The 23,447-nt window shown below is 72.0% G+C and carries 20 protein-coding genes; 10 read left to right on the forward strand and 10 right to left on the reverse strand.

The features are described 5' to 3' along the window. Positions 1-74: 74 nt before the first annotated feature. Positions 75-1,445: a deoxyguanosinetriphosphate triphosphohydrolase gene (locus IXW69_RS05425; protein WP_194785345.1), complete on the reverse strand. Its 1,371-nt coding sequence runs from the start codon at positions 1,443-1,445 to the stop codon at positions 75-77. A gap of 128 nt (positions 1,446-1,573) precedes the next feature. Between IXW69_RS05425 and IXW69_RS05430 the strand changes: the two genes are divergently transcribed. From IXW69_RS05430 to IXW69_RS05455, 6 genes are all read left to right on the forward strand, one after another. Next, on the forward strand, positions 1,574-2,800 hold the full coding sequence (locus IXW69_RS05430) for an alpha-amylase family protein (RefSeq protein ID WP_194785346.1): 1,227 nt from the start codon (positions 1,574-1,576) through the stop codon (positions 2,798-2,800). 236 nt (positions 2,801-3,036) lie between these two features. Beyond that, on the forward strand, positions 3,037-4,287 hold the full coding sequence (locus tag IXW69_RS05435) for a sugar ABC transporter substrate-binding protein (RefSeq protein ID WP_228524836.1): 1,251 nt from the start codon (positions 3,037-3,039) through the stop codon (positions 4,285-4,287). A gap of 164 nt (positions 4,288-4,451) precedes the next feature. Further along, the gene (locus tag IXW69_RS05440; RefSeq protein WP_194785348.1) at positions 4,452-6,035 is read left to right on the forward strand and encodes an ABC transporter permease subunit; all 1,584 of its coding nucleotides are present in this window, start codon (positions 4,452-4,454) and stop codon (positions 6,033-6,035) included. A gap of 21 nt (positions 6,036-6,056) precedes the next feature. Next, positions 6,057-7,013 carry a sugar ABC transporter permease gene (locus IXW69_RS05445; RefSeq protein WP_194785349.1) on the forward strand — a complete coding sequence of 319 codons (957 nt, stop codon included), beginning with the start codon at positions 6,057-6,059 and terminating at the stop codon, positions 7,011-7,013. Positions 7,014-7,176: 163 nt separating this feature from the next. Further along, positions 7,177-9,201, forward strand: coding sequence for an alpha-amylase family glycosyl hydrolase (locus IXW69_RS05450; protein WP_323745190.1), 2,025 nt, complete (start codon positions 7,177-7,179; stop codon positions 9,199-9,201). A gap of 57 nt (positions 9,202-9,258) precedes the next feature. Continuing rightward, positions 9,259-10,293, forward strand: coding sequence for a LacI family DNA-binding transcriptional regulator (locus tag IXW69_RS05455; protein WP_194785351.1), 1,035 nt, complete (start codon positions 9,259-9,261; stop codon positions 10,291-10,293). Between the two features lie 147 nt (positions 10,294-10,440). Here the strand turns inward: IXW69_RS05455 and IXW69_RS05460 are convergent, their stop codons facing one another. Continuing rightward, positions 10,441-11,640, reverse strand: coding sequence for a glycerate kinase (locus IXW69_RS05460; protein WP_194785352.1), 1,200 nt, complete (start codon positions 11,638-11,640; stop codon positions 10,441-10,443). 16 nt (positions 11,641-11,656) lie between these two features. Beyond that, on the reverse strand, positions 11,657-13,051 hold the full coding sequence (locus IXW69_RS05465; RefSeq protein WP_194785353.1) for a M20/M25/M40 family metallo-hydrolase: 1,395 nt from the start codon (positions 13,049-13,051) through the stop codon (positions 11,657-11,659). Positions 13,052-13,091: 40 nt separating this feature from the next. Between IXW69_RS05465 and IXW69_RS05470 the strand changes: the two genes are divergently transcribed. Beyond that, entirely contained in the window at positions 13,092-13,712 is a 621-nt protein-coding gene (locus IXW69_RS05470; protein WP_323745191.1) for a DUF3043 domain-containing protein, read from the forward strand. 123 nt (positions 13,713-13,835) lie between these two features. Beyond that, positions 13,836-14,843: an aldo/keto reductase family protein gene (locus IXW69_RS05475; protein ID WP_194785355.1), complete on the forward strand. Its 1,008-nt coding sequence runs from the start codon at positions 13,836-13,838 to the stop codon at positions 14,841-14,843. Positions 14,844-14,874: 31 nt separating this feature from the next. Here IXW69_RS05475 and IXW69_RS05480 read toward each other — a convergent pair whose 3' ends face one another. Further along, positions 14,875-16,266 (reverse strand): MFS transporter, encoded by a 1,392-nt coding sequence (locus IXW69_RS05480; RefSeq protein WP_194785356.1) that lies wholly within the window; start codon positions 16,264-16,266, stop codon positions 14,875-14,877. Beyond that, positions 16,266-17,312, reverse strand: a complete 1,047-nt coding sequence (locus IXW69_RS05485) for a quinone-dependent dihydroorotate dehydrogenase (protein ID WP_194785357.1) — start codon at positions 17,310-17,312, stop codon at positions 16,266-16,268. Before IXW69_RS05485 ends, IXW69_RS05480 begins: the two co-directional genes overlap by 1 nt. Positions 17,313-17,433: 121 nt before the next feature. Here IXW69_RS05485 and ypfJ point away from each other — a divergent pair, with 121 nt between their 5' ends. Together ypfJ and IXW69_RS05495 are read left to right on the forward strand one after the other, a co-directional pair. Further along, a complete protein-coding gene (gene ypfJ / locus IXW69_RS05490) occupies positions 17,434-18,372 on the forward strand; it encodes a KPN_02809 family neutral zinc metallopeptidase (RefSeq protein WP_194785358.1) in 939 nt (312 codons plus the stop codon). Between the two features lie 92 nt (positions 18,373-18,464). Beyond that, positions 18,465-18,845, forward strand: coding sequence for a DUF488 domain-containing protein (locus IXW69_RS05495; protein ID WP_194785359.1), 381 nt, complete (start codon positions 18,465-18,467; stop codon positions 18,843-18,845). Positions 18,846-18,965: 120 nt separating this feature from the next. On the opposite strand, the gene IXW69_RS05500 is transcribed toward IXW69_RS05495, so the two are convergent. The 5 genes from IXW69_RS05500 to sufD form a co-directional block, all read right to left on the reverse strand. Next, on the reverse strand, positions 18,966-19,379 hold the full coding sequence (locus IXW69_RS05500; protein WP_194785360.1) for a metal-sulfur cluster assembly factor: 414 nt from the start codon (positions 19,377-19,379) through the stop codon (positions 18,966-18,968). A gap of 41 nt (positions 19,380-19,420) precedes the next feature. Further along, on the reverse strand, positions 19,421-19,900 hold the full coding sequence (gene sufU, locus IXW69_RS05505; protein ID WP_194785361.1) for a Fe-S cluster assembly sulfur transfer protein SufU: 480 nt from the start codon (positions 19,898-19,900) through the stop codon (positions 19,421-19,423). 2 nt (positions 19,901-19,902) lie between these two features. Then, the gene (locus IXW69_RS05510) at positions 19,903-21,231 is read right to left on the reverse strand and encodes an aminotransferase class V-fold PLP-dependent enzyme (protein ID WP_194785362.1); all 1,329 of its coding nucleotides are present in this window, start codon (positions 21,229-21,231) and stop codon (positions 19,903-19,905) included. 123 nt (positions 21,232-21,354) lie between these two features. Beyond that, complete coding sequence (gene sufC / locus IXW69_RS05515) at positions 21,355-22,107, reverse strand: Fe-S cluster assembly ATPase SufC (RefSeq protein WP_194785363.1); 753 nt, start codon at positions 22,105-22,107, stop codon at positions 21,355-21,357. A 51-nt stretch (positions 22,108-22,158) separates the two neighbouring features. Further along, positions 22,159-23,406 carry a Fe-S cluster assembly protein SufD gene (gene sufD / locus IXW69_RS05520; RefSeq protein ID WP_194785364.1) on the reverse strand — a complete coding sequence of 416 codons (1,248 nt, stop codon included), beginning with the start codon at positions 23,404-23,406 and terminating at the stop codon, positions 22,159-22,161. Between the last annotated feature and the right edge of the window lie 41 nt (positions 23,407-23,447).

Raw genomic sequence — 23,447 nt, forward strand, 5'->3', positions numbered from 1 at the left:
CTGCATCCTAAGCGCGCCCCAGGACGTGGACCGACGCCCCGTGACGGCGCCGGCGGCACCGTCGGGACACGTCGTCACAGCGCGGAGAACATGCCGCACAGGCGCGCGTGCCAGGAGGTCGCCGAGGTGTCCGTGAGGGAGGCGATCTGGTCGACGACGGCGCGCTTGCGTCCGGCGCCGTCGGCGGCGTCGCGCCACGCCTGGGCGAAGACGGGCTCGAGGTGGGCGTCGCCCGACTCGAGGAGGGCGTCGGCGAGGTCGAAGATGAGGGTGCGCTGACGCAGGTAGACGGGCTCGTGCTCGCGGGGCGCCATGACGTAGTGCACCGCTGCGCCCTTGAGGACGAGGATCTCGCTGGCCGTCTCCGGCGGGATGACGAGGTCGGCCTCGTACCGGGCGAGGGCGCCGTCGCCGAAGACCTCGCGGGTGGCGGTGGCGACCGAGGAGACGAAGCGTCCGATGAGGCCGCTCGTGAGGTTCTTCAGCGCAGCCGCGGAGGCCATGCCGCCGTCGTAGGAGGTGAGCCAGGCCGGCTGGCGGCGCAGGCGCTCCCAGGCGGCGCCGAGCGCGTCGCGGCTGAGGTCCCCGCCGTACCAGTCGAGGGTCGCGTCGAGGATCGCGTCGACCTCGCCGTCGGCGTCAAGGACCGCGGGGTCCATCCTCCGGAGCGCCACGGCGTCCTCGACGTCGTGGACCGAGTAGCCGACGTCGTCCGAGAGGTCCATGACCTGGGCCTCGAGGCAGCGGCGCCCGGCAGGGGCGCCGGCGCGCATCCACTCGAAGACCTCGCGGTCGTCGTCGTAGCAGCAGTACTTGCGGGCGCTCTTGCCGGTCGGTCCGCCGGGCCCCTCCCCCTTGGCCCAGGGGTACTTGGCGACGGCGTCGAGGCTGGCGCGCGTGAGGTTGAGGCCGACGGAGCGCCCGCCGCCGTCGAGGACCTTGGGCTCGAGGCGGGTGACGAGCCGGAGCGTCTGGGCGTTGCCCTCGAAGCCGCCGATGTCCGCGGCGACGATGTCGAGCGCCTTCTCGCCGTTGTGCCCGTAGGGCGGGTGGCCGAGGTCGTGGGAGAGGCAGGCCGTGTCGGTGACGTCGGGGTCGCAGCCGAGCGCCTGCCCAAGGGCGCGGCCCACCTGGGCGACCTCGAGGGAGTGGGTGAGGCGCGTGCGGACGAAGTCGTCCGAGGAGGGCCCGAGCACCTGGGTCTTGGCACCGAGCCGTCGCAGCGCCGAGGAGTAGAGGACGCGGGCGCGGTCGCGCTCGAAGGGGGTGCGCCGCGAGCTCTTGCCGACCTCCGGGACGAAGCGCTCGACGTCGCGTGCCTCGTAGCCGGGGAGATCGACGGCCGCCTCGCGCCCGAGCACCTGCCCGTCGGGATCCGAGTCCGGCGGGACTGCGCGGGGCGCGGCGTGGACGGCACCCGTCACGCTCTCGTGGCTGATGGACATGGGCCCAAGGTATCGCAGCACCGCGTTAGGATGGCTGGGCAAGACGCCAGGCGGGCGTGCGGGCGATCGGCCCGCCGCGCACCGGGCCGCAGGACCCGGGCCCAGCCCGGTGGAAGGGAGCCGATGCCGTGACCACCACGACGACTCTCGTGCACCGCCCCTACAACGGCCCCCTGGAGTGGTGGCGTGAGGGCCTCGTCTACGAGGTCGGCTCATCCAGCCTCGGGAGCGTCGAGCTCGACGCGCTGCACGGACTCGTCGACCACGTCCTCTCGCTCGGCCTCGGCTCCGTCCTGCTGCGCCCCTCGCTCCTAGACGCCGTCAACGACGTCGACGCCCTGCGCTCCTTCATCGATGACGCCCACGGGAAGGGGCTGCGAGTCCTCCTGCGCGTCTCCGGGGCGCAGGGCCCGGTCACCGGAGCGCGCGCCCTCGAGCACCACCCGATCGTCGTCGGCCACGAGACCGAGGGCGAGGGCATCCTCGAGCGCGCGGAGACCTTCCTCTCCGCCGGCGCCGACGGCGTCGACCTCGGTCTCATCGTCCCGCCGGACGTCGCGAGCGAGACCGACCTGGACCGCCTCAGCGAGTACTTCGCCGTTCTCCAGGGCCTCGTCGCCGAGTACGTCGACGACGGGATCATCGGTGCGGACGTCTCGGCGAACTACCCGGACGCGCTGCGTCACCACCTCCAGGACGACTGGCTCCACCACCTGCGCGACGACTCGCTCACCCTCTCGCGTTGGGACCGCGAGTCCCTCACCCGGCATATCAACCGCTCCCTCGAGGAGCACGACCGCTTCGGCGCCGTCCCCACCTGGCGGTACCTGCCCGACTACCACATCGACGCCGACCGCGACCCGGGCGACGGCCGCCGGTGGTTCGAGATCGACGAGGCTGAGCGCCGGCGCAGGTCACTCGCCCTCCAGGCCCTGGCGCTCGCGCTGCCAGGATCGGTGTACCTGCGCCAGGGCGACGAGGTCGGTCTCCTCGACGCCGACAAGCCGGAGTCCCCCACCGAGCTCGCGCAGACGGTCAACGCTCTCGCTCACGGCCAGGGAATCGAGTTCGGCTCGCCGCTCGCCACGGTCCGGCACGCGACCCTGCAGCGCCGTGAGCACGCGCTCTCGACGGCGCCCCTCGCCTTCGTCGAGGGCATGGAGTGGTGCCCGCAGCAGGCCCTCGCCCTCCTCGCCCGGGACGTGCTCGTCCTCGTGAACACGACGGACGCGCCCATCGCGCTTCCCGAGGGCACGGAGATCATCCTCGCGTCACGCGCCCTCGAGCAGTCCGAGGGCCGGCTCCTCGTCCCGCCGTCGACGACGACCTGGCTCGCCGCCGAGTCCATGCGCTGAGAGGCCCGGCTGGTCGCCGGGGACCGCGACCCACCACTCCCGTGCACTCCTTCCAGCCTCCTCTCCCTCCCACACTGCCAGATGATCCACCTCACCTGAGTGCAACGCTGACCAATTGCTTGCAAACTTTTCACGCGCCGGTTACATTCGTTTGCGCAACGGGTCCATCCCCCATGACGACCCCCTCGATTCGAAGGAGAATCACGGTGACTCTCAACCGCCGGTCTTTCCTGTCCATGACCGCCATCGCCACCACCCTCGCCGCCGCCGCAGCCTGCGGCTCGGACGACTCCAGCTCCTCGACGGCCACCGACGCCGCCTCCGGCGACGCCAGCTCCACCGCGGTCGCCCGCGACGCCAACGCCGACCTCGTCATCTGGGCCGACGAGAAGAAGTCCGACTCGCTCAAGGACGCCGCCAAGAAGTGGGGCGACTCCCAGGGCATCACGGTCGCCGTCCAGACCGTCGCCAACGAGCTTCAGTCCACCTTCGTCACGGCGAACCAGGCCGGCAACGGCCCGGACATCGTCGTCGGCGCGCACGACTGGCTGGGCAACCTCGTCCAGAACGGCGCGATCTCCCCCGTCACCATCGCCGAGGACGCGAAGTCCAACATCTCCAAGGTCGCCCTCGACGCCATGACCTACGACGGCCAGTACTACGGCGTTCCGTACTCCGTCGAGACCCTCGGCCTCTTCGTCAACAAGAAGCTCACGCAGGAGGCCGAGCCGGCCACCATCGAGAAGCTCGTCGAGGCCGGCAAGGCCGCGGGCACCGAGGCGATCCTCTCGCTCCCCGTCGGCGAGGCGGGCGACGCCTACCACATGGAGCCCATCTACACCTCTGCGGGCGGCTACCTCTTCGGGAAGAACTCCGACGGCACGCTCAACGCCAAGGACTGCGGCGTCGGCGCCGAGGGATCCCTCAAGGCAGCTGAGAAGATGGGCGAGCTCGGCAAGGAGGGCGTCCTCAAGACCTCCATCACCGGCGACAACGCGATCTCCCTGTTCACCGACGGCAAGGCGCCGTACCTCGTCTCGGGCCCGTGGGCCATCTCGGACGTCGAGAAGGCCGGCATCGACTACGCCCTGGTCAAGATCCCTGGCTTCGACGGCATGGAGGGCGCCCGCCCCTTCGCCGGCGTCAACGGCTTCTACATCGCCTCCAAGGGCAAGAACGCCGCCTTCGCGCAGACCTTCGTCGCCGACGTCATCAAGGACACGACGATCACCAGGGCCATGTTCGACATCAACCAGCTCCCGCCGGTGCAGACCGACCTCGCCGACGAGCTCAAGGACGAGTACCCGAACATGGTGACCTTCTCCCAGCTGGCCACCGACAACGCGGACCCGATGCCGTCCATCCCGGAGATGGCCGAGGTCTGGACGCCGCTGGGCAAGGCCGAGGCCAACATCATCAAGGGCGCGGACGCCGACTCCACGATGAAGTCTGCGGGCGACGCCATCAAGCAGGCCATCGGCGCCTGATGTCAGCCGCGACGGGGCCGGTGGGACGGCTCCCCCGCCGTCCCACCGGCCCCGTCGCGCACCCCGGGCACCGCCGCCCGTCCCTCCCCGCCCACCACGTCTCCCCAGCCTCTGCCCTCATGCCCCGACGCCCGCGCAGCGCGGCGCGCTGAAAGGATCCGACCATGTCGTCCGCCCTCACGAACGCGAGCGGCCCGAAGGAGAGGACCACGACCATCCGCTCGGTCATCGGTCGCGTCCTCGTCCTCGGCGCCACCCTCGCGGTAGCGATCTACCTCATCCCCCTGCTCATCCAGTTCAAGATGTGGATGTGGCTCGGAGTCGTCGTGCTCAGCGCGCTGGCGATCTTCTTCCTCTACTCGACGAAGCGCTTCGTGCCCGCCAAGTACATGTTCCCAGGCACCTTCTTCCTCGCCGTCTTCCTCATCGTCCCGATCATCCTCACGATCCAGACGGCCTTCACGAACTTCGGCGACGGATTCCGCGGGACGAAGGAGGACGCGATCACCTCGATCACGAACAACTCCGTCCAGCAGAAGGCGGACTCCCCGATCTACAACATGACGGTGGCGACGACCGGCACGGCCGCTGACGGCCCGTACACGCTCTTCCTCGTCGACCCCGAGAGCGGCTCCGTCCTCTACGGAGCCGACGGTGAGAAGGTCCAGAAGGCCAAGAGCTCCGACGTCACCGTCAAGGGCGGCTTCGTCACCGACGCGAAGGGCTACACGGTCCTCACGCCCAAGGAGATCAACACGTCCTACAAGACGATCTCCGCGCTCACGCTCTCCGTCGACGAGAACACCGCGATCAAGGTCCAGGGCGTGCGCAACGCCTTCCAGGGCACGAAGACGATGGTCTACGACGAGAAGACCGACTCAATCACGAACACGACTACCAACACGACCTACACGGTCCAGAAGGTCGGCAAGTCGGAGTACTTCGTCGACTCGCACGGCAACAAGCTCGCCCAGTCCTGGAAGCAGAACGTCGGCCTCGCCAACTTCCAGGAGCTGTTCTCGAACACCTCCCTGGTCAAGCAGCTCGCCGGAGCCTTCTGGTGGACGCTCATCTTCGCGGCCGGCTCGATGCTCCTGACCTTCGTCCTGGGCTACTTCCTCGCCCTCACCCTCAATGACGACCGCGTCCGCGGGAAGAAGCTCTACCGCTCCTTCCTCCTCCTGCCCTACGCCGTCCCGGGATTCATCTCCCTGCTCATCTGGTCGAACTTCTACAACAAGGACTTCGGCCTCATCAACCAGACGCTGCACCTGAGCATCGACTGGCTCGGTGACCCGACGTGGGCCAAGGTCGCGGTCCTCCTCACCAACACCTGGATGGGCTTCCCGTACATGTTCATCGTGTGCACTGGCGCCCTCCAGTCCATCTCGGGCGACCTCAAGGAGGCGTCGAAGATCGACGGCGCCTCCGGCTGGCAGACGACGACCCGCATCACGACGCCGCTCCTGCTCGTCTCCGTCGCCCCGCTGCTCGTGAGCACCTTCGCGTTCAACTTCAACAACTTCAACGCGATCCAGCTGCTCACCAAGGGCGGCCCCTTCGGCGCCGGCGAGTACACGCGCGGCGGCACCGACATCCTCATCTCGATGATCTACCGCATCGCCTTCGGCGGGAACGGCGCCGACTACGGCTTCGCCTCCGCGGTCTCCGTCATCCTCTTCGTCATCACCGGCGTTCTCGCCGCCATCCAGTTCCGGGCCACCGCGCGCCTGGAAGACGTCAACTGAGCGCGGAAAGGACCCACCACCATGGCACAGACCCAGCCCGTCGCCCCCACGCCCGCCCTCGACGCGGACAACCTCGAGGTCGTCAACCCGGACGACCCGGACGCTCCCCGCGAGAACAACAGGATGCCCTTCGGGCGCTGGTTCCAGGAGATCGGGTGGCGCCACCTCGTCGGCGTCCTCGCACTCATCTTCGCGGCCTTCCCGGTGCTGTACGTCATCAGCGCCTCACTCAACCCGCTCGGCACCGTCGCCTCGACGTCGATCATCCCGAAGCAGGTCTCGCTGGCGAACTACCAGACCCTGCTCTCCGGCGCCCGGGGCCCCTTCCTCCGCTGGTACGGCAACACGATCATCGTGTGCCTCGTCGTCGCTGCCTTCCAGATCTTCTTCTCGGTCCTGGCCGCCTACGCCTTCAGCCGCTTCCGCTTCAAGGGCCGCCGCGGCGGCCTCCTGACGCTGCTGCTCATCATGATGTTCCCGACGACCCTGTCGATGATCGCCATCTACAACATGATGTCCGACATCGGCCAGGTCATCCCCGCCATCGGCCTCAACACGCTCGCCGGCTACTGCCTGGCCCTCATGGGTGGCGCGCTCGGCCAGGTCTGGCTCATCAAGGGCACCTTCGACACCATCCCGAAGGAGCTCGACGAGGCCGCCATCCTCGACGGCTGCTCGCACTGGCAGGTCTTCTACAAGATCCTCCTGCCCTCCCTCAAGCCGATCCTCGCGACGACCTTCCTCCTCGCCTTCGTCGGCATCATCTCCGAGTTCCTCATCGGCTCGATCTTCCTCACCGACGACTCGAAGAAGACCCTCGCCGTCGGCCTGTACGGCATGCTCTCCGGCGACCGCTCGAACAACCTCGGTCTCTTCGCCGCGGGCGCCGTCATGACGATGGTGCCGGTCATCGCCCTGTTCCAGTACCTGCAGAAGTACATCGTCGGCGGCGCCACCGCCGGCGCGGTCAAGGGCTGACAGGGCGCGCACCAGCGACCACCCGTGCCGACGGGCGGGGCCCCGACCCGGAGCCCCGCCCGTCGCCGGTTCACCGGCCACGCACCGCGGCCTCGCCCCCCTCATGCCCCCTCTCCCCCATCCCCCCCCAGCTCTGACGACGATGACGACGAAGGACCTGCCCGTGACCTCACCGACGACGGCGGAGCTCCTCACGGAGCCGCACCACGACACCGGTCCCGCGCACCTCGTGGGCGAGCGGCGCGAGGGCGCCGAGCTCACCGCCCGCCTGTGGGTCCCGGCGCCGCGGGCGCCCGAGCGCGTCGTCCTGCGGCAGGTCGTCGACGGCGAGCCCGCCGTCACCGACATGGAGCGCGTCTCCATCGAGCCCGGTGGCTCCTGGTGGGAGGGACCCGTCCGCCTCGTCAATCAGGTGAACCGCTACCGCTTCCTCCTCCTCGAGTCCGGGGCGGACCGGCCCTGGCTCTGGTACCAGCGCGACGGCCTGGCCGCCCACGACGTCCCCGACGCCACCGACTTCCAGATCTCCCCCGAGGACGGTCTGCCCCAGTGGGTCCCCGACGCCGTCGCCTACCAGGTCTTCCCCGACCGCTACGCCGTCGGCGCCGCTAGCGCGCGGGTGCCTGAGGCCCCCGAGGAGGCGTTCACGCGTGCGGACGCCGACGGGCCCCGGACCGCAGAAGAGGCGGCGAGCACGCGCACTCCCCCGTCGTGGGCCGAGCCCCGTCCCTGGCTCGCCGAGCCTCCCGTCCACGGCCGCGTCACGGGCCGTGTCTGGTACGGCGGGGACCTCGACGGCGTCGCCGAGCACCTCAGCTGGATCCAGGACCTCGGCGCCGACACGGTCTACCTCACACCCGTCTTCCCGGCCGACTCCACCCACCGCTACGACGCGAGCAGCTTCGAGCGGGTCGACGAGCTCCTCGGCGGCGACGAGGCGCTCGCCCGCCTCGCGGCCGCCCTCCACGAGCGCGGCATGCACCTCGTCCTCGACCTCACGACGAACCACACGGGCGCCACCCACGACTGGTTCCGGGCCGCCGTCACCGACCCCGACTCGACCGAGGCGCGCTTCTACTCCTTCGAGCACCACCCCGACGTCTACGCCACGTGGCTCGGCGTCCCGTCGCTGCCCAAGCTCGACCACTCCTCGCCCGAGCTGCGCGACCGGCTCGTGCGCGGAGAGGGCTCCGTGACCGCCCGCTGGCTGCTGCCTCCCTACGAGGCCGACGGCTGGCGCACCGACGTCGCCAACATGACCGGCCGGCACGGCATGACGGACCTGGCCCACCAGGCCGCAGCCGACATGCGCGCCACCATGGCGCAGGTCGAGCGCCGCACAGGCCGCGAGACCTGGCTCGTCGCCGAGCACTTCCACGACGCCTCCGCCGACCTCACCGGACCCGGCTGGCACGGCGCCATGAACTACATGGGTCTGACGCGCCCGCTGTGGGCGTGGCTCTCGGCCACCGAGGGCGAGGCGGCCCACCTCTTCGACCGTTGGCCCACGCCCGTTCCCCACCTGCCCGGGGACGAGGTCGTCGCCGGGGCGCGCCGCTACGCGGGCACGATCCCGCCGACCGCCCTCCAGCGCTCGATGAACCTCCTCGGCTCCCACGACACGCCCCGTGTGCGCAGCGTCGTCGGCTCGCACGAGCTGCAGATGGTGGCGGCCACCGCCCTGTTCACGGTGCCGGGCGTCCCCACCGTCTTCTCCGGCGACGAGCTCGGCGCGACGGGCACGACCGGAGAGCACTCGCGCACGACGATCCCCTGGGTGACGGGCGCCGACGGCGTCCAGGGCGACGAGGTCGCGGACCACGGCGCCTGGGGCGAGGTCGACCGCGAGGTCCTCGCCCACTACCGCGGACTGGCCCGACGACGTCGTGAGACGCCCGCCCTGCGCCGAGGAGGTCTACGCTGGGTCCACGCCGGGGCCGATCTGCTCGTCTGGCAGCGCACGCACCCGGACGGGGACGTCATCGTCGCCGTCGCCCGCGACGCCGCGGCCCAGGTGACCGTCCCCCTGGTCGCCCTGCCGGCCGAGGCCGTCGGCCGGGTCGAGAGCTTCGGCGCGGTGGGAGCGGTCGTCGAGGGCGAGGGCACCGACGCGACACTGGTCGTCAGCGCCGACGGGCCCGGATCGGTCCTCATCGACCTCGCCCGCACGACGCCCCCGACTCTGTGACGCCGACGGCGGCGTCCTATCATCAGCAACGGCCCAGCGCAGAACCAAGGAGATCACGTGCAGCAGCGCATCACTCTGGCCGACATCGCCGATCAGGCGGGTGTCTCCACGGCCACCGTCTCACGCGTGCTCAACGGCAAGACGAACGTCGCCGAGGCGACCCGGCGCCAGGTGCTCGTGGCCCTCGACCTCCTCGGCTACGAGCGCCCGGAGAGCCTTCACCAGACCTCGCGCGGTCTCGTCGGACTCATCGTCCCCGAGCTGAGCAACCCGATCTTCCCGCTGTACGCCCAGGAGATCGAGCAGCTCCTGGCCCCCGGCGGGCACACCCCGCTCCTGTGCACCCAGACGCCCGGCGGCACGAGCGAGGACGAGTACATCGAGATGCTCGTCGATCGCGGGGTCGCCGGCATCATCTTCGTCTCGGGGCGTCACTCTGACACGGGCGGCGACGTCACCCGGTACCAGCGGCTGCGCGAGCGCGGCGTCCCGGTCGTCACCATCAACGGCAACGCCCCGACGATCAAGGCTCCCAACTTCACCACGGACGACCGCACGGCGGCCCACATGGCGGTGGACCACCTCATCAGTCTCGGCCACCGGCGCATCGGCCTCGCGATCGGCCCGACCCGCTACGTACCCGCCGAGCGCAAGCGCGCCGGCTACGAGGACGGGATGCGGGCGGCGCTGCCGGGCGAGCCGCTGCGCGTCGTCGAGACGCTCTACACCTACGAGGGCGGCGCGGCGGCGGCCCGGAGCCTCATCGAGCAGGAGTGCACGGGCATCGTGTGCGGCTCGGACATCATGGCGCTCGGCGTCATCCAGGGGGCGCGCTCCATGGGGCGCTCGGTGCCGCAGGACGTCAGCGTCATCGGCTACGACGACTCCCCCATGATCCCCATGACGAACCCGCCCCTGACGACAGTCCGCCAGCCGGTCGCGGCGATCAGCCGCGCGGCCGTCCAGACCCTCCTCGCGGCGATCAACGGCGAGGAGCAGTCGGACGCGGAGATGTTCTTCACCCCGGACCTCATCGTGCGCGGCTCGACGGCACCGGCGCCGAGCGCCGCGGCTCCGCTGCCCGGGGCCTGAGACGACCTGGCACGCGCCCATCCAGCACCATCCGGAACGGCCTCGTCGACCGGTAGTGCCTGCGGGAGACGGGCCGCGCCCCGTCGTCCTCGCTCACGGCCGGGCGCCGAGCGTCGGGCCGGGACCGCGAGGCCGGTCGGGGCCCTCTCAGCGGGACCAGGTCCGGGCGAGCCTGCCTCCCAGCTCGGTGAGCCGCTGCCGGACGGCGTCGGGGCCGCCGTCGTCCCAGGACGAGCCGAGCCCGACACCCATCTCCTCCAGCGCGTAGGAGGAGACGATCCCGGCCTCGGCGAGCTCCCCGCGCGGGACGACGCTGCGCCCGGCCACGAGCACCGTCGGAAGGGCGAGAGCGGAGGCGGCGCTCCCGACGACGGCGGGCACGCAGTCGGCGAGGACGTCGTACACCTCCCCAGAGGAGGTGACGACGAGGTCGGCCTCGGCGACGGCGGCGTCGAGACCGAGCAGGTGCGCCATGACGCGGGCGCCCGGGAAGGCGCCGGCGCCGAGGGCCCGCAGGATGAGCGCGCTGCCGCCGGCCGCCCCGGTGCCCCAGGAGGACACGGAGAGGCGCTCGGCGAGGCTCGGCTGCCCGCCGAGGACCGGCAGTGATCCGGCCCTGGGGGTGGCGAGGTCCGTGAGGGCGCGGGAGGCACGGGCGCAGGCCTCCCGGTCGAGCTCCTGAGCCGTCTCCGGGGCGATGCCGGTGAGCGCGGGCAGGGCCTGCCCGGCACCGGACATGCCACCGAGCGGGGCGTCGTCGGCGAGGGCGAGGAGGAGGTCGCGGCCGTCGAGCAGCTCCCGGGCGCGCACGGCACCCCCGAGGCCCTCGAGCGCGCCGGCCCCGCCGTCGTGGACCGCGGAGCGGGACAGGCCGACGACGAGGGTGTCGCCGGTGTCGATGACGCCGAGCGCCTCGGCGATGACCTCGCCGAGGCCCGTGGAGGTCCCCTCCGCGGCCTCGCGGGCGGCCTGCGCGTGGTCCGCGGGCAGGGCGAGGAGCCGGGCGGCGTCGAGGAACCAGCTGCGCGCACCCTCGGGCGCCGCGCCCGGGCGGGGCACGCCCGGGGCGGCGAGGCGCAGCAGGTCGACCTCGCGGACGTCACCGAGGGGGCCGCGCGCGTGGAGGGCGGAGCGGGCGTCGACGGCGTCGGCGGGCACGGCCTGAGCGGCGCCCGGTCCGCCGTCCGGCACGGGCAGGGCCGTGACGAGGTCATCGGGGCGCGCCGCCGCCCAGCCGGTGGCGAGAGCCTGCGCGACGGTCCCTGCGCCGAGCCCCGTCGCGGGGTCGACGAGGGGTACGCCGCCGGGCTCGGGGTGCATGGCGCCGGTGGCCAGCAGGATCCTCATGCGGTCGCGGCCCTCGTCACTCAGAGGTCTCGGGGACGGCGCCGGCCAGGCGGGCCAGCAGGAGCGCCTCGGCCGTGACGATGTGCTCGAGGTCGCCCAGGTGCATCGACTCGTCCTCGCTGTGGGCGCGGGTGTCGGGGTCCTCGATGCCGGTGACGAGGACCTGCGCGTCAGGGAAGGTCTTCTGCAGGGTGGCGATGAAGGGGATGGAGCCGCCCTGGCCGATGTCGACGCAGTCCTCGCCGAAGGCCTCGGTGAGGGCCCAGTGGGCGGCCTGGCCGGCGGGGCTCTCGGAGGAGCCGTCGAAGGCGGGGCCCTCCTCGCCCTGGGAGACGGTGACGCGCGCACCGAAGGGGGCGTTGTCGACGAGGTGCTGCTTGAGGGCGGCGGCGGCCGCCGGGTCCTGCCCGGGCGCGATGCGCATCGAGAGGCGCGCGGTGCACGAGGGGGCCAGCACGTTGCCGGCCAGGTCGAGCGGGGTGACGTCCATGCCGATGACGGTGAGGGTCGGCTTGGTCCACAGGCGGGCCGTGAGGTCGCCGGTCCCGGCGAGGCGGACGCCGTCGAGCACGCCGGCGTCGGCGCGGAAGGCCTCCTCGGGGTACTGGGGGAAGTCGGGGGCCGCGGTGGGCTCGGAGACCAGGCCGGGGACGGCGACGTCGCCGTTCTCGTCGTGGAGGGTGGCGATGAGGCGGGCCATCGAGGTCACCGCGTCGAGGACGGGGCCGCCGTACTGGCCGGAGTGGAGGGCGTGGTCGAGGACGTCGAGGCGGACGTCGACCTGGACGACGCCGCGCAGGGAGGTGGTGAGGGCCGGGGTGCCGACCTTCCAGTTGGAGGAGTCGGCGACGACGATGACGTCGGAGGCGAGGCGGTCCTCGTAGGTGGACAGGAAGCTCTCGAAGGAGGGCGAGCCGACCTCCTCCTCCCCCTCGATGTACACCGTGACGGAGCAGGGCAGCTCGCCGTCGTTGAGCGCGGCGAGGGTGCGCAGGGAGTGGACGTGGCTGATGACGCCGGCGCCGTCGTCGGCGGCCCCGCGCCCGAAGAGGCGGTCGCCGCGCCGTTCGGCGGCGAAGGGGTCGGCCTGCTGCCACTTGCCGGGGTCGCCGACGGGCTGCACGTCGTGGTGGGAGTACAGGAGGACGCGCGGGGAGCCGGCGGGGCCCTCCTTGTGGGCGACGACGGCGGGGCGGCCCGGGGCGCCGTCGGGGCCGGGCGCGGTGAGGACCTCGGCCTCGAGGCCCGAGTCGCGCAGGAGGGCGGCGACGTGCTCGGCGGACCGCGCCACCTGGGCCTGGTCGTGGCTGGCGGCGGAGACGGACGGGATGGCGACGAGCTCGACGAGGTCGGACACGATTCCCTCGAAGGAGTCGTGGACCGCGGAGCGCACGGAGTCAACGGTGATCATGGTTTTCAGGGTATCGCGGCTCAGCGGCTACCCTGTCACCGTGAAGCTCTTCAACAAGTCGGACAGGGTCGGCGACGACGCCGCGCAGGCCGCCGGGGCGACGGCGTACACCCAGGCTCCCGGCAAGCAGGGTGGCAAGGGCCGCGCCACCCCGAAGCGCCGCGACGCCCAGGCACGGGGCCTGCACCCCGTGGTCCCGGCGGACCGCAAGGCCGCCAAGCGGGAGGCTCGCGCCAAGCAGGACGCGGCCTGGGAGCGTCAGCGCCGCGCCATGGTCACCGGCGACGACCGCTACCTGCCCGCGCGCGACAAGGGCCCCATCAAGCGCTACATCCGCGACTACGTCGACGCGCGCTGGTCGATCGGCGAGCTCTTCCTGCCGCTGAGCATCCTCATGCTCGTGCTCGTCCTCGTGCTCTCGCGCAGCCAGAGCCTGTGGAACATCTACCTGCTCTTCGGCCTGTACGCCGTCCTGCTCCTCGCGCTCATCGACACCATCGTGTGCTGGCTCATCCTGCGCCGTCGCCTGTACAAGAAGTTCGGCGAGGAGGAGGTCAAGAAGGGCGGCACGATCTTCTGGTACATCTTCAGCCGCTGCTTCAACCTGCGCCGCTGGCGCCAGCCGTCGCCGCAGAACCGTCGCGGCGAGTACCCGGCCTGACCCGGGGTGCCTGCCCGGGGCCCGACGGCGGCCCGGGAGCACCCCCACCCACGACGTCCCAGCGGGGCGGGCGGATCCGGTGATCCGCCCGCCCCGCTGCCGGCCGCGCCCTAGGCTGGGCGCATGGTCGCGTACCGTCATCTCGGCAGCTCCGGTCTCAAGGTCACGGAGATCACCTACGGCAACTGGCTCACCCACGGCTCCCAGGTGGAGGCGGACACCGCCATCGAGTGCGTCCGCACGGCCCTGGACCTGGGCATCACGAGCTTCGACACGGCGGACACCTACGCCAACACGAAGGCCGAGGAGGTGCTCGGCCGCGCGCTCAAGGGCGAGCGCCGGGACGGCCTCGAGATCTTCACGAAGGTCTACTTCCCCATCGACGCCAAGGGCGCCAACGACTCCGGCCTCTCCCGCAAGCACATCCTCCGCGGCGTCGAGGGCTCCCTGAGGCGCCTCGGCACCGACTACGTCGACCTGCTCCAGGCGCACCGATTCGACGACGCCACCCCGCTGGAGGAGACGATGCAGGCCTTCGCCGACGTCGTCCGCTCCGGCAAGGCCCTCTACGTGGGGGTCTCTGAGTGGAACGCCGAGCAGATCCGCGCCGGCCAGGAGCTCGCCACCCAGATGGGTTTCCGCCTCGTCTCCAACCAGCCCCAGTACTCGATGCTGTGGCGGGTCATCGAGGATCAGGTCGTCCCGACCTCGAAGGAGCTCGGCATGGGGCAGGTCGTCTGGTCGCCCATGGCCGAGGGCGTCCTGTCCGGCAAGTACCTGCCCGGGTCCCAGCCGCCCGCCGGCTCGCGCGCCACGGACGAGAAGGGCGGGCGGGAGATGATCGCCCGCTGGATGACGGATCCGGTGCTCACCGCGGTCCAGCGCCTGCGCCCGATCGCCGAGGATGCCGGCCTGACCATGGCTCAGCTCGCCGTCGCCTGGGTCCTGCAGAACGACAACGTGTCCGCGGCCCTCGTGGGAGCCTCGCGGCCCGAGCAGCTCGTCGAGAACGTCAAGGCCTCCGGGGTGCGCCTCGAGCAGGACGTGCTCGACGCGATCGACGAGGCGCTCGGCGACGTCGTCGAGCGGGATCCCTCGCTCACGCGCTCCCCGAGCCGGCTCGAGGACTGATCAGGCGTGGACCGAGGCCGCGGCGTGCGGCTCAGCGGTGCGCCGCGGCCTCCGCGGCGTCCGCGACCTCGTCGTCGATGACGCCGTCCGCGCAGGCCCGCCACCCGGCCCAGGCCATGGGGAGGGCCGAGGCGATGAGGAGGGCCAGGGGGACTCTCCAGCCTCCGGTCAGGCCGTGGACCCAACCGACGACGAAGGGCCCGGCCGAGGCCAGGGCGTAGCCCACGGACTGGGTGAAGCCGGACAGGGCCGCGGTCACGCGGTAGTCGCGGGTGCGGTGGGTGACGAGGACGAGCGCGACCTGGAAGCAGAAGCCCGACACGCCCAGGGCGCAGGGCCACAGCCAGGCGACCGTGAGCGGCGCGACGAGGAGCCCCGTGTAGCCGACGACGAGCATGGAGACGAAGAGGATGACCCAGGTCTGAAGGTGCCGCGAGCGGGTGACCAGCGGCGGGATGATGAAGCCGCCCGGCACGCCCCACACGGAGAAGGCCGCCAGGAGCAGCGAGGCCCGGTCCAGCGGCGCGCCGGCGTCGCGGAAGATCTGGGGCAACCAGCCGAAGGCGACGTAGGCCTGCATGGACTGGAGCCCGAAGAAGAGCGCCATCGCGCGGGCTCGGGGGCTGCGCGCGACGTCCACGAGGCCGACGGCGCGGCTCGCAGCGCGTGCCGCCGTCGCGTCGGCGGTCGTTGGCGCGTTCTCGACAAGCCGGGCCGCACCGAGCTCCCCGTCCTCGTCGCCTGCCCCCATGGACTCGTTGCGCACCGGGTCGTGCGAGCCCCGCCGACCACCGAGCGCCCGCGCGACGAGGATCCCGGCCCACGGCAGGACGGCCAGCGCGGAGACCCAGCCCCACAGACCGAGGCTCCCGCGCCACCCGGAGGCGGACGCGACCATCGCCGGGGCGACCAGCTGCGGCAGGAGCGAGCCGACCGGCAGCACCGTGACGTACACGGCGGTCCAGATCCCCGAGTGCAGCGGGAAGCGCTGCTTGATCGCCATCGGGAGGAGCACGTTGCCGAGGCCGGCGCCGAAGAGCGCGAGGAGGGTCATGAGCAGGAAGACGGCTGTGGTGCCGGACGCGGCGCGGGCCAGGAGGCCGACCGCCGCGAGGAGGGCAGCGAGGGCGAGGCCACCGACGGCGCCGAGCCTGTGGCCGAGGCGTGCGGCGACCGCCCCGGAGGCCGCGAAGGACAACCCGGGCAGCGCGGACAGGAGCGCGGCGCTCGTCGTCCCCATCCCGATGCCGGCACGGATCTCCTCGAGGACGGGGCCGGTGCTCGTGGCGCCCGGCCGGAGGACGAGCGAGACGAGGACGATGCCCGTGCCGACGGCCCAGGCGGCGGGCAGGGCGGCCTGCGCGGCGGAGCGGGCGCCGGAGGTGCCGTGCCGCGGCCCCGAGGCGCGGGCCTCCCCCGTCATCAGCGGGTACGGCGGGTCGCGGCGAGCGCGCGGTTGAGGCGCCCGGGCCAGGCGGGGCCGTTGTAGATGAAGGCGGAGTAGGCCTGGAGGAGGTCGGCGCCGGCGTCGAGCATGAGCTCGGCGTCCCAGATGGACGAGATGCCGCCCACCCCGATGATGGTGGGCTCGTCCCCGAGGCGGTCGCGCAGTCGGCGCACGACGGCGAGCGCCCGGGGCAGGAGCGGGGCGCCGGAGACGCCGCCCGCGCCGAGCTCGTGGTCGATCGTCGTGTTCGTGGCGACGACGCCGTCCAGGCCCATGTCGAGGACGAGGTCGGCGACGGCGTCGACGTCCTCGTCGGCGAGGTCGGGGGCGATCTTGACCAGGAGCGGCACGTGGCGGCCGGCGGCGGCGTCCCCGGCCTCGCGGACGGCCTCGAGGATGGGGCGCAGGGACTCGACGGACTGGAGGTCGCGCAGCCCGGGCGTGTTGGGGCTGGAGACGTTGACGACGAGGTAGTCGGCCCAGCGGGCCACCCGGGAGGCGGAGTAGCGGTAGTCCTCGACGGCGTCCTCGTTCGGGACGGCCTTCGTCTTGCCGATGTTCGCGCCGACGACGATGCTGCGGCCCCGCTTGGTGGAGCGCAGGGCGCGCAGCCGGCGCGCAGCCTCGTCGGCGCCGTCGTTCGGGAAGCCCATGGCGTTGCGCAGGGAGCGCGTGGACGGGTACCGCCACACGCGGGGCTTGGGGTTGCCGGGCTGGGGCCAGGCGGTGAAGGTGCCCACCTCGACGAAGCCGAAGCCGAGCATGTCCATGCCCTCGATGGCCTGCCCCTCCTTGTCCATGCCGGCGGCGAGGCCGAGGACGCCGGGCACGGGCCGGGCGAAGGGGCCGCCCTGGCCGGCGGCGGGGACGGGTGCGGCGGGGCGGCGTCCCCAGGCCTGGCGGACGGCGTCGCGGACGAGGGGCACGCGGCTCGTGACCTCGATGGCCTGGACGCACACGTCGTGGATGACCTCGGGGTCGATGCGGGACAGGACGGACTTGTACAGGAGGTCGTAGAGCACGTGCCAAGGTTACCCGGCGGTCACGGCGCGGCCGTGCGCGGTGCGGTCCGCGGGACGGATCGGGTGACGCCGGTTACGCTGGGCCCGCTCCCCCTCCTCCCGAGCCCACGAGGTGCCCGTCATGTCCTTCAACAAGGGAATCCAGGTCGACCCCAACCGCGTCTCGACGCGCTCGACGGGAGGCGGCGGCCGTGGGGTGGCCATCGGCGGCGGATCGGTCTTCACCGTCATCGCCCTCGTCATCCTGTCCCAGCTCACGGGTGTCGACCTCACGGGCATGCTCGCGGGAGACGGCTCCTCCAGTCAGGCCGGCTTCTCCTCGACCTCCTCGACCATCGACATGTCGGTGTGCGGCACCGGGTCGGACGCGAACGGCGACGCGGCCAACACCTACACGCAGTGCCGCATGGCCGCGACGGCTGAGTCCCTCGACGCCGTGTGGGGAGAGCAGCTGCCTGCCCAGGCCAAGGTCGACTACGTCAAGCCCGAGTTCCTCCTCTGGGACGGCAGCTCGGTCTCCACGGCGTGCGGCTCGGCAACCTCCTCCGTCGGCCCGTTCTACTGCCCGGGCGACTCCACCGTGTACCTCGACATGAGCTTCTTCCAGGAGATGGAAGGCGGCGTCATCGGCGCCGCGGACACCCCGCTCGCTGAGGAGTACATCGTCGCGCACGAGTTCGGGCACCACATCCAGAACGAGCTCGGCCTCATGAACAGCACGGATCGCTCCGGCACCGGCGCCACCTCGGACTCGGTGCGCACCGAGCTCCAGGCCGACTGCTACGCCGGCGTGTGGGTCCACTACGCCTCGACGACGAAGGACCCGGAGACCGGCCAGACCTTCCTCACCGAGCCGACGCAGGACGAGATCCAGTCGGCGCTCGACGCCGCAGCCGCCGTCGGCGACGACCACATCCAGCAGCGCTCCTCGGGGACGGTCGACGCCGACTCCTGGACGCACGGCTCCTCGGCGCAGCGACAGAAGTGGTTCACGACGGGCCTCAAGGGCGGGCAGATCGGCCAGTGCGACACCTTCTCCGTGTCGGGCTCGCAGCTCTGAGGCGCTGACGCAAGGAGTCGAGCCGGCCCGCTGCAGGCTCATCGGGGCCCGTTGGGTGAGCGACGGGCCCGCGGCGAGCCTACGGTGGTCGCATGAGCACCGACCTCCCCTCCGCTGACAGCATTACCCTCGCCTACGTCCGCGACGGCGCCGGCGACGACGACGGCTACCGCGTCCTCATCGACAGGCTCTGGCCGCGGGGCGTCTCGAAGGAGAAGGCGGCGATCGACGAGTGGTGCAAGGAGGTCGCGCCCTCGGACGGGCTCCGCAAGGCCTTCCACCACGACGGACTGTCCTGGGAGGCCTTCGAGGAGCGCTACCGCGAGGAGCTCAAGGAGGACGAGCGCCACGAGGCGATGCTGGCGCTGCGCGAGCGGGCGCGCTCCGGGCGCGTCACGCTCGTCTACGGCACGAAGGGAGGCGACGAGCGCTCACAGGCGCCGGTCCTGCGTGCCGTTATGCTGGGACGCTGACGCCCGCCGCCGCGCACAAGACCGACGTCCACGACGACCCCCGTCCGCCCATCCCACGGAGGGGAGGGCGGACCGGGGTCGGAGCGTCTGGCTGACTGGGCTCTGCGAGGCGCTCTGGGGTCAGACGTTGAAGCCGAGGGCGCGCAGCTGCTCACGACCCTCGGGCGTGATCTTGTCCGGGCCCCACGGCGGCAGCCACACCCACTGGATGCGGACCTTGTCGGCGATGAGGCCGAGGGCCTGCTGCGCCTGCTCCTCGATGACGTCGGTCAGCGGGCAGGCCGCAGTCGTGAGCGTCATGTCGAGGACGACGGTGCCGTCGGGCTCGATCGACAGCCCGTAGAGGAGGCCGAGGTCGACGACGTTGATGCCGAGCTCGGGGTCGATGACGTCGCGGAGGGCCTCCTCGATGGCGGCCACGTCGACGTCGGCCAGGGCGGTCGGGTCGTGCTGGGCGGCCATGGGGTTGTCCGCCGCGGCGGACGGGCTCGTCCCGCCGGGGGCGCCCGGCGAGGAGGTGGTGGGCTCGCTCATGGGTTCTCCTTGTGTTGAGGTCTGGTGGTCTGCGGCGGTGCTCAGGCGCCGGTGGTCCCGGCGTCGTCGGCCGGCCAGGCCGTGCCGGTCTGGACGACGGCGTCCTTGAGGGCCTTCCAGCCCAGGAGGGCGCACTTGACGCGGTTGGGGTACTTCGAGGTGCCCTCGAAGGCGGCGCCGTCCTCGAGGTCGTCGAGGAGCTCGTCCGGCACGCCCTTGCCACGGGAGTGCATCATCTCGTCGAACTCGCGCTCGAGACGCGCCACGGTGGCGAGGTCGGCGCCGTCGACGAGGTCGTGCATGACGGAGACGGACGCCTGGGAGATGGAGCAGCCGTCACCCTCCCATCCGACGGCCTGGACCTTGCCGTCCTGGACGCGGACGCTGAGGGTCACCTCGTCGCCGCAGGTGGGGTTCACCTGGTGCGACTCGGCGTCGGCGGCGCTGAGGGCGCCCTCCCCATGGCGCTCCTTGGAGTGGTCGAGGATGACCTGCTGGTAGAGCTGGTCGAGGTCGTTCATGCTCACCTCTGGAAGTAGGTGCGGACGGAGCCGACGGCCTCGAGGAAGCGGTCGACCTCCTCCGGGGTGGTCGTGGGGCCGAAGGTCGCGCGCGAGGATGAGGGGATCCCGAAGTGCGCGTGGATCGGCTGGGCGCAGTGGTGCCCGGTGCGGACGGCGACGCCGGCGGCGTCGAGCACCTGGCCGACGTCGTGCGGGTGGACGCCCTCGATGACGAAGGCGACGACGCCGGTGCGGTCCTCGGCGTCGTGCGGACCGACGATGCGCACGCCCGGCAGGGTCTCGAGCCCGGCGAGGGCGCGCTCGGTGAGGAGCCTCTCCCCCGCGTGGAGGCGGTCGAGGCCGAAGCCCGCGAGGTAGCTGGCGGCGACCTTCCATCCGGCGGCCTGCGCGAGCGGCTGGCTGCCGGCCTCGAAGCGGGCAGGGCCCTCCATGTAGGTCGAGGACTCCATGGTGACGACCTCGATCATGGAGCCGCCGGTGAGGACGGCCGGCATGGAGGCCAGGAGCTCCTCGGTGGCGACGAGGGCGCCGATGCCGGTGGGGCCGAGCATCTTGTGGCTCGACAGGACGATCGCGTCGACGCCCTTGCGGGTCAGGTCCGCGAAGTCGATCGGCAGGTGAGCGCTCGACTGGCAGGTGTCGAGGACGACGAGCGCGCCGACTGTCTGAGCGGCCGGCAGGATGGCGTCGAGCGGGCTGATGGCACCGGTGACGTTGGAGGCGTGGGTGAGGGCGAGGACCTTGGTGCGCTCGGTGATGACGTCGAGGGTGCCCAGGTCGATGCGGCCCTCGGCGTCGAGGTCGAGCCAGCGCAGGGTGGCGCCGGTGCGGGCGCACAGCTCCTGCCAGGGCACGAGGTTGGCGTGGTGCTCAGCGCGTGTGACCACGACCTCGTCGCCCTCGCCGATGACGAGCCGGCGGGACGGGTCAGAGGCGTCAGCCGGGGCGCCCCCGCGCTGCGCGGGACGGCCGAGGCTCGCGTGGCCGATGGCCATGGGGACCAGGTTGAGGGCCTCGGTCGCGTTCTTCGTGAAGACGAGGTTCTCGGCGCGGGCACCGACGAGCCCGGCCACGGCGTCACGAGCGTCCTCCCAGACGGCGGTGGCCTCGTCGGCGATCTGGTAGGTGGAGCGGCCGGCGGCGCCGTTGTGCAGCCGGAGGAACTCGGCCTCCGCCTCGATGACGGCAGCGGGCTTCTGGCTGGTCGCACCCCAGTCGAGGTAGGCCAGCTGTCCGCCGTTGCGGGCGGGACGGGCCAGGTACGGGAAGTCGGCGCGGACGGCGTCGACCTCCTCCGCGGTGAGCGGGAGGGCCGGGGTGGCGGTCATGGGCGAGGTGCCTCCGAAGGGTGGTGCTGGTGTTCAGGGAAGGTGCGCGTGTCGGGGTCGGCGTGGGGCGGTTGCCGGGGCGGGCGGCGGCGTGCGGCGCCCGCCCCGGGGCGGCCGCGGGCCTCAGGCCTGCAGGAAGCGGTCGTAGCCCTCGTTCTCGAGGCGGTCGGCGAGGTCCGGGCCGCCCTCCTCGGCCACGCGGCCCTTGACGAGGACGTGGACGTGGCTGGGCTGGATGTAGCGCAGGATGCGCGTGTAGTGCGTGATGAGGAGGAAGCCGGCGTCGGAGGAGTCGTGGAGGCGGTTGACGCCCTCGGAGACGATGCGCAGGGCGTCGACGTCGAGGCCGGAGTCGGTCTCGTCGAGGATCGCGAAGCGGGGCTTGAGGAGCTCCATCTGGAGGATCTCGAAGCGCTTCTTCTCACCGCCGGAGAAGCCGGCGTTGACGTCGCGCTGGGCGAAGGCCGGGTCCATGCGGAGCTTCTCCATGGCGGCGTTGACCTCGGCGACCCACTGTCGGACCTTCGGGGCCTGGCCGTCGACGGCCGTCTTGGCGCTGCGCAGGAAGTTGGAGACGGAGACGCCGGGGACCTCGACCGGGTACTGCATGGCGAGGAAGAGGCCGGCGCGGGCGCGCTCGTCGACGGTCATGTCGAGGAGGTTGTCGCCGTCGAGGAGGACCTCGCCCTCGGTGACCTCATAGTCGGGGTGGCCGGCGATCGAGTAGGCAAGGGTGGACTTGCCGGAGCCGTTGGGACCCATGATGGCGTGGACCTCGTTGGAGTCGACGGTGAGGTCGACGCCGCGGAGGATCTGCTTGGGGCCGTCGTTGGTGGCGACCTGGACGTGGAGGTTCTTGATCTCGAGGGTGCTCATGAGTGCTCTTCTCTGGAAGTCAGTTCGGTGGGTTCGTCGTGGGGTGGCCGCTCAGGCCTGCGCGTCGGTGTCGCTCGCAGTGTCGGGGGCGCCGAGGAGGCCGGTGAGGGCGAGCTCCTGCTCGATGGCGCCCATGAGGGTCTCCTCGACCTCGGGGACACCGATCTCGGCGACGATCTCGTTGAAGAAGCCGAGGACGACGAGGCGGCGGGCCTCGGTCTCCGGGATGCCGCGGGCCTCGAGGTAGAACAGCTGCTCGTCGTCGAAGCGGCCGGTCGCGGAGGCGTGGCCGGCGCCGGCGATGTTGCCGTTCTTGATCTCCAGGTTCGGGATCGAGTCGGCCTTGGCGCCCTCGGTGAGGACGAGGTTGCGGTTGAGCTCGTAGGTGTCGGTGCCGCGGGCGTGCTCGCCGATGTAGCAGTCGCCGACCCACACGGCGTGGGCGTTCTTGCCCTGGAGGGCGCCCTTGTAGGTGACTCGGGAGTAGCAGCTCGCCTCGGTGTGGGCGACGTACGGGCGGTGCTCCTGGTGCTGGCCGGCGTCGGTGAAGTAGACGCCGAAGGCGTCGATGTGGCCGCCCTCGCCGGAGAATCCGAGGTCCGGGGAGACGCGGACGTCTCCGCCGAGGCTGACGACGACGTGCTTGAGCGTGCCGCGGCCCTCGACGCGCACGCGGTGGTTGGAGGCGTGGACGGCCTCGTCCTCCCAGCCCTGGACGGTGACGAGGGTGAGCTCGGCGCCGTCGGCGACGACGACCTCGACGGTCTCGGTGAGGGCGGCGGTGCCGGTGTGGTCGATGACGACGGTGCCCTTGGAGCCGGCCTCGGCGGTGACGAGGAGGCCGAGGGCGCTGGGGTTCGCGAGGCCGGAGTCGGAGCCGGCCACGGTGACGCGGACGGCGGAGGCGAGCTCGGTGCCGGCCGTGACGGTGACGGCGGTGGCCTGGGAGACGGCGTTCCACGCGACGACGGCGGTGCGGTCGGAGGGAGCGCCGACCGTGCCGAGCCGGGGGTCGCCGGCGGCGAGGGTCTCGACTGTGACGCCCTCAGGGGCGTCTACGGAGAGGGCGACAGCGTCGGTGGCGGTGCCCGCGGTGACGGCGTCGAGATCGAAGAGGGGCTTGAAGCGCTTCATGGGGGTGAAGCGCCACTCCTCCTCGCGGCCGCCGGGCGCGGGGATCTCGGCGGGGTCGAAGGAGGCGGGGCGGTCGGCTCGTGAGGAGACGTATCGGCGGGCGGGCCCGTGGGAGTGGGCGCCCTCGAGCGTCGCCTTCGAGTGGTCGGTCGGGAGGTCGGGCATGAGGTTCTCCTGTGCCGGCGCGCGCCGGCGGGTGGGTCGTG

The sequence above is a fragment of the Actinomyces haliotis genome, from assembly GCF_015355765.1.
Lineage (GTDB): Bacteria > Actinomycetota > Actinomycetes > Actinomycetales > Actinomycetaceae > Actinomyces > Actinomyces haliotis.